The organism is Microbulbifer maximicatervae (SeqCode), assembly GCF_052467955.1.
In genome coordinates, this window is record NZ_CP174329.1 from 4321905 (window position 1) to 4335291 (window position 13387).

The following is a 13387-nucleotide window of genomic DNA, read 5'->3' on the forward strand; positions in this document are numbered from 1 at the left end:
GTCGCTCGTTTTTTAGATTTATCGTTTATGACTGCCTTCGAACCTGCCCTATGCAGGCTCGAGGGGGAATTACCATTCGTAACCGACACCAACGGTCACTTTGGTATCTTCTTTTTCACTTTCCAGGGAGGGCGTATTGTCGTACTGCCACTCGTAACCGATCTCCATCAGCACGCCTTCAACCAGCGGTGTGCGCACCCCCAGCTTGGCGTTAGCTTCGTAGTCGTTACTGTGATCAAAGGATTGTAAGGTTTCCTGGTCGAAATAAATTTCCGGCCCAAGGGAAAACTTGTAGCGGTAGTTAAGTGCAATTCGACCGGCGACATAGCGCTCATCCTGGTCTTCACTCAACTCTTCGTCGATAAAACTCTCATGCAGGCTACTCACACCACCTTCGAGGGAAAAAGTGGTTTTACTGGTATCGTAAAACAGATAACCCATACCGAGACCGAGCGTAGTTCCCAAGTCTAAGTTCTGGGCCTCTTCCCTTTCCAACTCACTATTAGCCGCGGCAAACCACTTCTCAGCAAAGATCCAGCGAAGATCATAATTGAGCTGGTATTTCTCCAGATCACCTTCTTCCTCATTGTCCTGGTTCTGATACACAGAGCCGATTAGATGGTGGAAATCTCCATGGCGAATATCCAAGTTTATACTGGCATCCAAGTCTTCACGTTCACGGTTACCGCTCTCGAATACGCCCCCGGCGGTAACATTACCGCTGAATAACACCGGACTGGTGGTAAACGTACTGTAAGGCTCTGCTCGTTCAATGCCCGGAAAATCGATCAGCCAGCCGCGACCTTCAGCGCAGTACACTTCCCAGCGCTCCTGGCGGTGGCCGGCCAAGGTACAGGGTTCATCCCTGCCGGCAATTTTGATGTCGGTATCGATATCCATCGACACCACTTTGGATTTGTCGACTTTTACCTCACCAAAAGTCTCTGACTTCCAAGTGACCTGATCCTTTTCCACAAGTACCAACTCACCTTGAATACGATCGCCATTTTCCAGGGTCAGCACACCGGCATAGACCTGGAAGGGCACAAGAAATAAGAGAGTTCGAGCAAAGAACCTGGGAAGTCGTGTCGATAAAACCACTAAGAAACCTTGGACTTTTTAGGTGTATGAACGGTGCAAATAGCCGCAGTAATCGCACCATGATGCCATAACTAGAATCATGTGGCACGCTGTCACAACAGAGGCTTTGCGCCAGTAAACTGTGACCTTGCAAGCTGGTAAAGTATCCATTAATGGCGAATAAAAATCTCGGTTTCAGGAGATTTCCAAGTAAAAAATTGCGCCCAGTCAACGTAGTTCTCCGATATTCAGAGCTTTTTTTATGGAAAAACAGAACTCCCTGGAAAGAATATGCCAAGCCTTGGCGGCGATCCCCAAAGGGCGGGTTGTCACCTACGGGGACTTGGCTGAGATGGCCGGCTACCCACGCGCTGCGAGACTTGCAGGTCAGACCCTGCGTAAATTACCCCAGGGTACCAAGCTGCCCTGGCACCGGGTGATCAACGCCCAGGGGCGCATCTCCCTGCCGGAACCCGGCGCCAGCCGCCAGCGTGAAAGACTGGAAAGAGAGGGGGTCATACTGCTGAAAGGGCGAGTGGATATGGGCAAATACCGCTGGAAACCTTAGCCCCAATCGCAGACAGAAAACTACGCTACTTCATCAGCCCTCCAGGGCGCGACCCAAAATAGCAGGATCATTCCAGGCACCGCCAAAACGGCACACAGGAGAAAGAAATGTGTCCACCCCATTCCCTCCACCAAATAGCCAGTGGAGGCATTGGCGAAGGTGCGCGGGAGCGAGGTCAACGCAGTAAACAAGGCAAATTGAGTCGCGGTGTGCAACTTGCTGGTAGTTCGGGCGATAAATGCAATAAACACCGCTGTCCCCAACCCCACCCCGAGATACTCAAAGGCAATTACTATCGCCAATAGCCAGAGGCTCGGATTGAAATCTGGAGTGCCCACCAGCTCGCCATTCACTTCAGACAAAATCATAAATCCGAAAATTGAAACCAGCTGTACCACCCCGAAAATCCATAGGCACTTATTAATCCCGATCTTCACAATTAATAAGCCGCCAAAGAAACCGCCAATTACCGCAGGCCATAAACCAGCATTCTTTGCCACTATGCCGATATCCGTATTGGAATATCCCATATCCAGGTAATAGGGCGTCGCCAGTGCCGTAGCCATGCTATCGCCGAGCTTGTACAAAAACATAAAGGCCAGTACGAGTACCGCCTGTTTTACGCCATTGCGATTAAAGAATTCGACAAAGGGTAAAACAATGGCCTCGCGCAAAGATTTAGGACGACCTGCTGGATGGTCTGGCTCAGCCACCATCAAGGTCATAAAGACGGCGATCAACATAAAAGCCGCAGTAATCATAAACACCTGATCCCAGGCCAGGTGGTCCGACAGGATCAAGCTGAGGGATCCCGGAATCAAGCCGGAAATACGATAGGCGTTGGCATGAAAGGAATTGCCCAGGCCCAACTCCTGGTCTGGCAGAATCTCGCGTCGGAAAGCATCCAGGACTATATCCTGGCTGGCGCTAAAAAAAGCCACGGCAAAGCAAATTGCGGCAATTGACCAGATATCAAACTGGGGACTGAACATCCCCAGGACGCCAATGGAAACAATCAGTAACAGCTGCATTACCAGCATCCAGCCCCGCCGGCGGCCGAGCATCGGGAATGCGTAGCGCTCCATCAATGGAGACCAGATGAATTTCCACGTATAGGGCAATCCGAGCAATGCAAAAATACCGATAGTGGCCAGATCCACGCCTTCGGTACGCAGCCAAGCGGGCACCAACTGTATCAATACAAAAAGAGGCATCCCCGAAGAGAAACCGGTGCCAATACAAATCAGCATACGCCGATTAAACACCGCCTCCCGGATGGTTTCGTGGGCCATAGTTTGTCGCTTTTATTCGCTGAGCATCATCTACCAGTGATACCCGACCCAACAGGCAACAGACACACAATCAAACATAAGGGCGAGTCTATGGAGGGGTGGGTTTTACCTTTACAACCACCATAGACACAAGCCGGGCAGAATGCCCGGCGAAGAGTTTTGATATGACATAGGGATTTAGAAAAGAGCTGAATTCGGGATGTACTCTTAGAGAGGAAATAGCATCCCTGTAAACCTTATGTAGTGCCCGCTCCCGACTGAACCTCTTCTCCCGGCCAGTCGCGCTGCTCGCGGCGCCAAAAATAAATGGACAGCAGAATGGCTGGTATTCCCATAAGCGCCGCATAAATAAAGAAGTAGGCATAACCCTGAGCATCCACCACTATGCCGGAAAAACCACTAATAAATTTCCCCGGCAAGGTCATCAGGGAGCTAAACAAAGCATATTGAGTGGCGGTATAAGCTTTATTGGCAAGACTGGAGAGAAACGCGATCAGTATCGCATTGGCAATTCCTCCACTGATGTTGTCCGCACTAATTACCAGCGCCAACCAGGCTTTATCGGGACCGATCACAGCGAGTTGGGCAAATAACAGGTTGGTGCAGGCGACCATAACCGAACCCAGTATCAGCGGACGCACAACACCGTATCGCACCACTAACAGCCCGCCTAGAAAGGAACCGATAATGGTACAGAAGAAGCCAAACAGCTTACTGATTTCAGCGATTTCCGTTTTGGTAAAGCCCAGATCCAAATAGAAGGGATTGGCCATCACCCCCATCGCAATATCACTTAAACGGAAGATACCGATAAACAACAACAGAATGATTGCAAAGCGGCCATTGCGCTGAAAAAACTCGATAAAGGGGCAGGCCACGGCGCGAATAAACCACTGCTTCAGGCGACCATGCTCCCCCTTGCCCAACAGGCGCTGGGCCCACTCGCTTTGCAGCTCATCGGCTTCTTTGTTTACCTTGCTGTGATCGGGCTCGGCAATAATCAGGGTGGTAATCAGGCCCACGCCCATCAATCCAGCCATCGCAAGATAAGCACCGGACCAGCTAAAGATATCCGCAATAAACAGGGCGCCCGCTCCGGCTATCAACATTGCCACCCGATAGCCAAATACATAATTGGCAGCCATAGCGCCCTGATAGTCGTCATCCATGGCCTCAATTCGATAGGCATCAATCGCCACATCTTGAGAGGCCGAACAGAAAGCGACCCACAGGGCCAGTAGGGCTACGTGCATCAGGGAGAGCTGGGGATTTACACTGGCCATACCTATCAGGCCAATCGCTATCCCGATTTGGGATACCAGCATCCAGCCCCGTCGCTTGCCCAATTTGTCCGTGAAAAAAGGCAGACGCAGCTGATCGACAATAGGGGCCCAGAGAACCTTGATCGAAAAGGTGATCCCCACCCAGGCAAAAAACCCGATGGCGGTACGGCTGACACCGTAGTCCCGCAGCCAGGCAGTCAAAGTAGAGAAAACCAGCAGTAATGGGAGGCCGGCGGAAAAGCCGAGGAAAAACATGGTGAGTACACGGGGCTTCAAATAAGCGGCCAGCGCTTGCCCCCATGTCATTTGTTTTTGTAAGTTGGTCAAGCGCGGGCCTCCAGAGCCTGAGCCGCTACAACAGCGATCACCGTGCAGCGGGATTAGATTGATTTATTTACTCAGTGGCCCCACAAAACTTCCAGCTCCGCTTCGGCCAACTTATTGGCATTGATATTGAAGCCAACTTTAGCAGGAGAAGTGTTTTCATCCAGCGGCAGGGATTCCACTTTCAAGGCATAGACACGAAAACGATAGCGATGATCCCCGTGCCCCTTGGGCGGGCAGGCGCCACCGTAACCGGAATTACCATAGTCATTGCGCCCCTGCACTGCTTCTGGAATCAGGCCGTTTTTCAGGTCACCGGCCCCTTCCGGAAGATTGGTCGTATCCACTGGGATATTAAATACCACCCAGTGCCACCAACCACTGCCGGTGGGCGCGTCGGGATCGTAAGCGGTAATAGCAAAACTCTTTGTGCCCTCCGGTGCCCCACTCCAACTCAATTGGGGAGACAGGTTCTCACCGCCGCAGCTGCCATAAACATGAGCCATGGGCATTTTCTTTCCAGCTTGTAGGGAGCTGGATGACAGTGTCAGCTTCTCAGCAATCGCGTTGGTTCCAGTCAGCGACAGCGCAGCAGCACAAAGCAGCCCGGCCAAACCCCGGCCGCCCTTTTTCAATAAATGGCTCATATCCCAGTTCCCCTTTTAGTTTTCTTCACTGGACAGCAGTGGGCCCACTTTGTCCAGATCCATATTTCCGCCGGTCAGAACAACCACGACATTCTTATTGCGAAAGCGCGCGCTGTGCTCAATGATCGCAGCGAGACCCACCGCAGCCGACGGTTCTACCAGCTGTTTGGTTCGTGTCCACAATAGCCGCATCGCATTGACGATACCAGCTTCGCTGACTGTCACAATATCCCGCACCGTGCGCTCAATAACGGCGTAATTTTTGCCGCCCAATGTTGTGCGCAGACCATCGGCGATCGTATCGGGTTGTTGTGTGGTGATATGAACGCCACCGCGCAGTGAACGCTGGGCATCATCCGCTCCGGCAGGTTCCGCACCAATTACCAGGATATCGGGGGCAAGCGCAGCCATAGCCAATCCCACGCCGGACAAAAGTCCACCGCCTCCCACTGGCGCCACAATAACGTCTGGAGCAAAGCCCTGCTCGCGACTCTGCTTGAGCACTTCCATGGCTACAGTGCCCTGCCCTGCAATAATGCGCTTATCGTCATAGGGCGGGACTTCGTGCGCACCGGTTTCCTCAAGTACCTTTGCCAAAGTGGATTCGCGATCAGCCAGGCTGGGGCCCGAAGTCACCACTTTGGCACCGTACCCCTCAACCGCCATGCGTTTCGTCTTGGGAGCCGTTTCAGGCATCACCACCGTGCAGGCCAATCCCCGCTGGGCTGCTGCCCAGGCGAGCGCCGCACCGTGATTACCGGACGAATGGGTGGCAACTTCCTCGACCCCGTCTGGGAGCAGCGAAAGCGCATTAGCCGCGCCCCGCGCTTTAAAGGCACCCACTTTCTGCAAGTGCTCACACTTAAACCACAAATTGGCGCCCGTCAGCTCGTTCAGCTGCCGAGAGCTGAGCAGAGGGGTCTCGTGTACCATGCCTGCAATATTTTGTGCGGCACTAAATACATCCTCACTGGCAGGTATCTCGTTGCGATCCAGGGGCATAACACTGTGTATCCTTTTCGACTACATGGGAATAATCCAGCTTATCCACCGCCGATAACATCCAGTGTTCTACGGAGCAGGCACAGTGGAAAACCGTGCCTGTCGATAAGGAATTATTTGCTGAGCATACGCAGGAATTTCATTTTCCTGTCGTTGAAGGGTGCATATCGTATATCGATATCGAGGATATTTCTGCGCCGCATTACGGCCTTGTAATGACTGAAAGTGCGGAAGCCATGCTCTCCATGGTAGGACCCCATACCGCTGGCACCGACGCCTCCAAAAGGCAGGTCCTGGGCCAGCATAAACATCATACAGTCATTCACACAGGCGTTGCCGGAGCTGCAACGGGATAGAATCCGATCCGCCAATACTTCATCCTGGGTAAATACATACAGGGCCAGGGGCTTCTCTCGCTCATTGACAAACTCCTCCGCTTTGGAGAAATCATCCAGTTCAATAATGGGGAGTATCGGACCAAAGATCTCCTCCTGCATAACTCCCGCAGAGAGATTGACGTTGCGCATTATGGTGGGCGCCATATAGCAGTCGTCCACATCGACTTCACCGCCAAATACCACCTCTCCATCCCCCAGGTAATCCGACAGGCGAAGGGTGTGCTGGCTGTTAACAATGCGCCCATAGTCGGCAGATTCTCGCGGATGCTCCCCATACATTTCCCAGAGCACCCGCTGCAACATGGGGGTGAACCGATCGGCTGTCCGCCGACTACAGAGAACATAATCCGGAGCGATACAAGTCTGCCCCGCATTGGTAAATTTACCCCAGGCAATTCGCCGTGCAGCCACTTCCAAGTTGGCATCGTCGGCAACAATACAAGGGCTCTTTCCGCCGAGTTCCAGGGTTACCGGAGTCAGGTATTTAGCCGCCGCACTCATTATGATTTTGCCGACCCGGCCACCGCCGGTGTACATAATATGGTCCCAGCGCTGCTCCAGCAGCGCCGTGGTTTCCGCCACACCACCTTCGACACACGCAAAGGCATCGTTGTCGAGGTAACGCGGTAACAATTCTGCGATTAACCGGGAGGTTGCGGGGGATAACTCAGAGGGCTTTACCACCGCGCAATTGCCGGCGGCAATCGCCGGTACCAGCGGCGATAACAATAATTGCAGCGGATAATTCCAGGCACCGATAATCAGCACTACACCCAACGGCTCCGGTTGCACATAGCTCTTGGCCGGCTGGGTCATCATCGGCGATTGGACCTTGCGCGGGCGCACCCATTTCTTCAGGGACTTCAGGGTGTGATCGATATCGTTGTAGAGAAATGAAATTTCAGTGAGGTAGCTTTCCTGGGGAGCTTTGCGCAAATCATCGTGAAGGGCTTGGACAAAATGTGCCTCGTTCTCGGAGATCATCTTGCGCAGCTGAGACAGTTGCTTGCGCCGCCAACTCAATTCAGTGGTGCTGCCGCTGCGAAAATAGGTTCGCAAGCCCGCCACTAATGTGGCTGCGTTCCAATCGTTTGCCCTAGCCAGATCTGACAACATTTGCGGTTCCAATACCGAAACTTCCAAACCCTACTTCCTCCAATGAGTATAAGCCGTCGCAGGCAATGACTAGCTTCGCTTTATTGATATGGCAAAGCACCGAAGTCCGGCCGCTGGGGCGCGCAATTTCGTAGGAAGGGGGGGATAAGTCAAGATAGGAAGGAGAGAAAATTTTGAAAATGGCGACAAATTCAACAATCGCCCCAGCAGACAAAAGTATCTCTGGGGCGATGGTACAGGCATTGTGGGATTATTCAGAGGCTCCTTAGATAAACAGAACCAGAAGGGCCAAACCAGTGATCCACAGTAGCAAGGTTCTGGATAGCAGCGCTTGCAGCCCTTCAATCTCCGCACCACTTTGGCGCTGCATCTGAGACAGATCGGAACCACCACTGCACTCACTGGCGTCAATACCGCCGAGAGCTCCTTCCAGGTAAGCCTCGAGAACCTGATCGGTATGGCTCTCACGACACATCAACACCCGGCGCCAGGCGCGGTAACAACCGGCAAAGTTACCCACAATGGCAAAGCTCAGCCCCATCACACGGACCGGCAGCCATTCCAGCAACCACAACCAACGCGCCGCCGTCGCCTCATCGGAGGAGCCCCGAGTATTTTCTGCGTACAAAGCACTCAAGCGGAAGAGTACTGCCCCGGGAATACCCAGCAAAATAAACCAGAACAGCACAGCGAAGAGTCTCTCAAAGGCGCAGTAGGCAGCGCCGCGAAATACCTGTTCATGCAGACAAGTGTCATCGGAGGGCGCTTCGTGTAACTCGCGCAAAATGGGCGCCGCCGCTTTGGTGGCACCTTCCAGGTCTCCGCTATACCAGTGGCGCAGGTAATTTGCGACGATATCGTTGAAGTTGCCGCGACCGAGACAATAGAGCAGCAGTGGCACCCCCAACAGCAGGTAGCCCAGACCACCCGCAGCGCCCTCTGCCAGCGTCATCACAATTGCAGAAATCAATACTGGAACCAGGATAGTGACACCAAGCAGCAGGCCGCTATTGCCATTAATGCTGGGCAACGCCTGTAAGTACTGACTCCAGCGACTGAACCAACCATCGCGATGTAACGGAGCCCCTGAGCCCCAGATTTGCACCAGGGCAACGGTGATCAGAACAATTAACAGAGTCATAAATAATCCGAGACTGTTTCAGTTATCAAAATCGTGCTGCGGCTCCTGTTACAGAAACCCTTCCCACTTTTAAGGTCCGCTACTGGGTATCAGACGATTTCTTTCAGCTTGTTGAGGTAGCGCTCCCAGTCAAACCCCGGACCCGGGTCCAATTTCCTTCCGGGAGCAATATCCGAATGACTGGCAATTCTATCGATATCAATAGCGGGGTAAGCTTGCATAATCGCAGCACTCACCTCGGCAAGTGCGTGATATTGGGAGTCGGTGTAAATATCGGTATCCAAACCTTCCAGCTCAATACCAATGGAAAAATCATTGCAATTAGTGCGACCTTTAAACTCGGACTTGCCCGCGTGCCAGGCACGCCGATCAAGGGGCACGTATTGAGTTACCAGGCCATCGCGGTCGATCAAAATATGCGCAGACACCTGTAACGCAGCAATATCGGCAAAATAGGGGTGCGCATCGATATCCAACTGCCCCAGGAAAAAGGCATCGATGTAGGGGCCGCCATACTGTCCGGGCGGCAAGCTGATACTGTGAATCACCAATAGATCCACCGCACAGTCTTCCGGGCGGCTATTGCAATGAGGACTCGGAACCCGGCGCGCGCCCGCCAACCAGCCAGACTCCACTTGATATTTCAATCTGCGATCTCCGCTGCAACCTATTGATAGCCCCGGTATCGACCGAGGCTTCAGCAGTTACCATTCTATGGAAGCGTTGATCGATATGCCAATCTGATCGGAGCAGTATCGCGACATAACTTGCGGAAAACCACTGGCCACTGAGTATCCCTGCTAAATACTCAACGTCCGCTCGTTAAATTCCTGAAAATTAGCGCTGCTCACTGCGCTTCTTGCGCACATTGCCAATTACGGACTGCAGCGCCCGCTCAAACAACATGCCGTCATCCAGCGGCAGCAGTTGTGCCGAACGCAGCGCATGGGCCAGCTCTAGTCGGGCAAATTCAGCGACTTTGGCGCCATTGCGATTAACGAAGATAAACTGGTCGATATCGCGAATTACCGCCGCCAGACGACAACGGAACTGCTCGTCCTCAGAGCGCTTCAGCTCGAACCAACTGCCCTGTGCCAGGCGGAAGGTCATCTGCCAGTGGGGATCATCTTCGTCAAGGGGGGCCAGTCCATCCTGCTCCGGTGCAGCCACCTCTGCGTCGGCAACTGCCTGCTCAAGCTCTTCCATCTGCGGCACAGCCACTTCCTGGGTAACCACGACTTCTGCAATAACCGCTTCAGTCACTGCAATTTCATCAACCGTAGCTTCAGTAACATCAGCGGGTCCGGCATCAGCAGCAGTTTCCTGCTCCACGATAGGGGCAACAGGCTTGTCAGCAACATTATCAGCAACAACAGGCGCAGGCTCAGCAGATTTCGCTGCGCGCACTTCGCGGGCAACCTGCTCTGCCACTTCACGTTCACGCTGCTCCGCCAGTTGCTGGGCCAGGGCAAAGCGCTCGCGATAAACTTCTTTGAGGCCGGTGAAAAGGGTACGCGCTTCGAAAGCGTTATAGGAAAGCGCCTCAATTCCCTCGCGCAATCTCTCCTGCAAAACAGGCAGTAAGCTCAATAACTGTTTGCGGGAATCCGGCATTGGGGCCTGCACACTCCACACGAGATCTCTCGCTGTGCGCACGTCGCGGTTCCAGGCGTCGCTCTCTGTTCCCTCTTTAACACAGGTCAGGAACAGCACGTTGTTCCAAACTTTGTTCAACCAATCCTGTACCACCTGTGGCAGATCCCGCTCTGCAACCAAGGCATCCATGACTGCGGCAACCCGTGCGCGGGCAGCTTGGGTTTTAGCCCGACCATCCGCCTCATCGACAACGCGGCGCTCCAACATCTCGGCACGCTTGCGCTCGCGGACGATAAATTCGCGCAGGGATTCCAGCAAAACGGCAAAGATATTGATATCCCGATCAAACTCATTAAGCACGCGCTCAACAATTTCGGATATCTCTTTGTACAGGGGATCGGATTCGTAGTTATCCCCCGCCTGCCATCCGGTAGCGGCATCGGCCAACTCGTTCAGCAATTTGCGCGCAGGGTGGCCGCCTTTACTAAAAAATGACTTGTCTGCAATGGCTACTTTCAACAGCGGCAGTTGCAGGCGACCCAGAAGTGATTTGATTTGGGTGGCAAGGCTGCGGTCCTCCAGGATAAAGGAAAACAACATCTCTACCAGCTTGATCACATCGCTATCGACTTTTGCCAGCGAAGCGGCCTGGTTGGAATCCACCAAGCGCTGCTGAAGCAATTCGCCCACATTCAAAAGCTGTACCGCACTTCCACCTTGATAGTGGCTGCCACTTTGCAGCGCGCCCAAGTGGGAAAGCAGATCCCCTGCAGGCATAGGAGTAACACCGGTTGCAGCGGACACTAACCCAGGGGGAAAGTGTCCCGTAGTTGCTACGCCACCTTGCGTCGATGGGTTGCCGGCCACCACACTACTCCCCCCCCCAATGGGTACACTGGGAACACCAGGGGAATTGGAAGTACTGTTGTAAGCAGGTACCTGCCTAGCTGCACGCTGCTGCTCCTGTAGCGATGGCAGCACGCCCTGCTCTATGAGCAGTTGATTACAGAATTCGTAGAAGTCGCGCAGCTGCAACATGACCATCTGCTCGAACTTCTTCAGCAGAGTAAGGCGGGCACGAATATGGAGATTCAGTTCTTGAATCGAGTCTACAAAGGCATCACAAATGACATCAGGGCCCAAGGGGTTGTTCTTGTCATAGACTTTGACCGCATAGAGCGTATCGAGCCTCATGCACAATGCAGTGAGGGGCTCGGCAAAATCGCGCTTAGCCGTGGCCACCATGGTATCAGCAGCGACCAATTGCTCTAGGTCATCATTGTGAACTAGCGATAAATTATCGGAAGCGAAATTGCTTTCAGCCTTTTCTTCCTGGCGAACCAGGAAAGCGTGAGAGATATTCTGGACAAAGTGCTCAGCAATATTACGCCGCTCAACGCGCAACAGTCGCAAGGCCTGGAAAAGCCCATCCTGTTCCTCCTGGCCGTGGGCTCGCTCAGCCATGGCAAACAACGAATCATCCACTTTGCCAAACAGTGCTTTAATTCGCTCCAGTAACTGATCCGTCGCTTTTTCTTTCAGCATTGTTACTGCGGCGGGCAGAACAGCGGGCTTACCAGATGCAGAAATATTGCGCGCTCCACTTTTCTCTGAGAGGGAAACTACCTTGCTGGATTCACTCATTTCCAAGAGGTCCTTCGAATACCGTCCGACTTAAAACGCTGTGGCTAATAGCAAAATTGGTGAGTGGAAAAGTGGCTTTCCAAGCGACTACGGGGACTTGCACCCCCGTAAATCGGATCTCCAAACCGCCGATCTCCGGGCGCGATCATCTGTGAAAAATCTGCCGAAGCTCTTGATTTCACTCAAGTTTTGAACGCGAAGGGGCAACGATTCCCAGCCCTGTCCGAGAACAGTTCAGATTGCGATCAAACCTAGCTCTTTGGCATTCTACTAGCGTTTCTGGGCTGTTTTACACAGTTCCGCGACATATTTGAGACACCTATCACAGCTATTCGTCGAGCCAACTGCTACTTGCCGGTGATTGAGTTGAGCAATCAAAACCCCGAGTGTTTTGGTAAACTGCGTCGGCGTTAATTTCGAGGTTTCCCAATGCGACCACAAGACACGGCTATTCCCAATATCACTGCCGACCTGCAACGCGCAGTTCAGGTGGCCCTGGAAGAAGATATTGGTAGTGGCGATATCACCGCCCAGCTGATCCCAGAGGACCGCAATGCGCGGGCTCGGGTAATCACCCGCGAAGATTGCACTCTGAGTGGTCGCGCCTGGGTAGAGGCTGTATTCCACGCCCTGGACCCGGAGCTCGTCCTCACCTGGCACTTCGAGGACGGCGACCGCATCAGCGCCAATGCCGTTATTTTTGAGCTGGAAGGCAATGCCCGCGCCATCCTCACCGGCGAGCGCGCCGCACTGAATTTCCTGCAAACCTTATCCGGCACTGCCACAACCGCTGCGGAGTTCGCCGCGCGAGCTGAAGGCACTGAGGTGAAGATTCTCGACACCCGCAAGACCATTCCCGGTCTGCGCAGCGCACAGAAGTACGCCGTACTTTGCGGTGGCTGCCACAATCACCGCATCGGTCTTTACGACGCCTTTCTGATCAAAGAGAACCATATCTTCGCCGCCGGAGGCATTGAACACGCCGTCGCCCAAGCGCGAGTGATCAAGCCGGAAGCCTTGATTGAAGTCGAAGTGGAAAATATTGAAGAGCTGGAGCAGGCGCTCGCCGTCGGTGTGGACGTGATTATGCTCGACGAATTCAATGATGAAGACACTAGAACGGCCCTGAAACTGGCCAAAGGCAAAGCCAAAATTGAGCTTTCCGGCAGTGTCGACCGGGATCGCATCGCCCAGTTAGCCGAACTGGAAGTGGACTATATCTCTTCTGGTAGCCTGACCAAGCACCTGCGCGCTATCGACCTATCCCTGCGAATCGATCTCTAGCGCCCACAGGAC

General features: G+C 53.3%; 11 protein-coding genes. 2 read left to right on the top strand and 9 right to left on the bottom strand.

What is annotated here, in order from left to right:
- Positions 1-69 precede the first annotated feature (69 nt).
- Entirely contained in the window at positions 70-1101 is a 1032-nt protein-coding gene (locus ACJJI5_RS18610; protein ID WP_444926956.1) for a DUF481 domain-containing protein, read from the bottom strand.
- Positions 1102-1342: 241 nt separating this feature from the next.
- Between ACJJI5_RS18610 and ACJJI5_RS18615 the strand changes: the two genes are divergently transcribed.
- Positions 1343-1648 (top strand): MGMT family protein, encoded by a 306-nt coding sequence (locus ACJJI5_RS18615; protein WP_444942508.1) that lies wholly within the window; start codon positions 1343-1345, stop codon positions 1646-1648.
- A gap of 20 nt (positions 1649-1668) precedes the next feature.
- On the opposite strand, the gene ACJJI5_RS18620 is transcribed toward ACJJI5_RS18615, so the two are convergent.
- The 8 genes from ACJJI5_RS18620 to ACJJI5_RS18655 form a co-directional block, all read right to left on the bottom strand.
- Positions 1669-2940 (bottom strand): AmpG family muropeptide MFS transporter, encoded by a 1272-nt coding sequence (locus ACJJI5_RS18620; protein WP_444942509.1) that lies wholly within the window; start codon positions 2938-2940, stop codon positions 1669-1671.
- Between the two features lie 236 nt (positions 2941-3176).
- Positions 3177-4550, bottom strand: a complete 1374-nt coding sequence (locus tag ACJJI5_RS18625; RefSeq protein WP_445354911.1) for an AmpG family muropeptide MFS transporter — start codon at positions 4548-4550, stop codon at positions 3177-3179.
- Positions 4551-4621: 71 nt separating this feature from the next.
- On the bottom strand, positions 4622-5194 hold the full coding sequence (locus ACJJI5_RS18630) for a YbhB/YbcL family Raf kinase inhibitor-like protein (RefSeq protein ID WP_413664714.1): 573 nt from the start codon (positions 5192-5194) through the stop codon (positions 4622-4624).
- 15 nt (positions 5195-5209) lie between these two features.
- The gene (locus ACJJI5_RS18635) at positions 5210-6196 is read right to left on the bottom strand and encodes a threonine ammonia-lyase (protein WP_444894885.1); all 987 of its coding nucleotides are present in this window, start codon (positions 6194-6196) and stop codon (positions 5210-5212) included.
- 113 nt (positions 6197-6309) lie between these two features.
- Complete coding sequence (locus ACJJI5_RS18640; protein WP_445354912.1) at positions 6310-7737, bottom strand: aldehyde dehydrogenase family protein; 1428 nt, start codon at positions 7735-7737, stop codon at positions 6310-6312.
- Positions 7738-7975: 238 nt separating this feature from the next.
- Complete coding sequence (gene ampE, locus ACJJI5_RS18645; protein ID WP_444894887.1) at positions 7976-8851, bottom strand: regulatory signaling modulator protein AmpE; 876 nt, start codon at positions 8849-8851, stop codon at positions 7976-7978.
- 89 nt (positions 8852-8940) lie between these two features.
- Positions 8941-9498 carry a 1,6-anhydro-N-acetylmuramyl-L-alanine amidase AmpD gene (ampD, locus tag ACJJI5_RS18650; protein ID WP_413664710.1) on the bottom strand — a complete coding sequence of 186 codons (558 nt, stop codon included), beginning with the start codon at positions 9496-9498 and terminating at the stop codon, positions 8941-8943.
- Between the two features lie 190 nt (positions 9499-9688).
- Positions 9689-12091 (bottom strand): DUF1631 domain-containing protein, encoded by a 2403-nt coding sequence (locus tag ACJJI5_RS18655; RefSeq protein WP_444894888.1) that lies wholly within the window; start codon positions 12089-12091, stop codon positions 9689-9691.
- 429 nt (positions 12092-12520) lie between these two features.
- On the opposite strand from ACJJI5_RS18655, the gene nadC reads away from it, so the two are divergent.
- Positions 12521-13375: a carboxylating nicotinate-nucleotide diphosphorylase gene (gene nadC, locus ACJJI5_RS18660; protein ID WP_444894889.1), complete on the top strand. Its 855-nt coding sequence runs from the start codon at positions 12521-12523 to the stop codon at positions 13373-13375.
- Positions 13376-13387: the final 12 nt, after the last annotated feature.

Coding starts and splice junctions, on each gene's coding strand:
- nadC (WP_444894889.1), top strand. CDS start 12,521: ATGCGACCACAAGACACGGCTATTCCCAATATCACTGCCGACCTGCAA.
- ACJJI5_RS18615 (WP_444942508.1), top strand. CDS start 1,343: ATGGAAAAACAGAACTCCCTGGAAAGAATATGCCAAGCCTTGGCGGCG.
- ACJJI5_RS18655 (WP_444894888.1), bottom strand. CDS start 12,091: ATGAGTGAATCCAGCAAGGTAGTTTCCCTCTCAGAGAAAAGTGGAGCG.
- ACJJI5_RS18635 (WP_444894885.1), bottom strand. CDS start 6,196: ATGCCCCTGGATCGCAACGAGATACCTGCCAGTGAGGATGTATTTAGT.
- ampE (WP_444894887.1), bottom strand. CDS start 8,851: ATGACTCTGTTAATTGTTCTGATCACCGTTGCCCTGGTGCAAATCTGG.
- ACJJI5_RS18630 (WP_413664714.1), bottom strand. CDS start 5,194: ATGAGCCATTTATTGAAAAAGGGCGGCCGGGGTTTGGCCGGGCTGCTT.
- ACJJI5_RS18620 (WP_444942509.1), bottom strand. CDS start 2,940: ATGGCCCACGAAACCATCCGGGAGGCGGTGTTTAATCGGCGTATGCTG.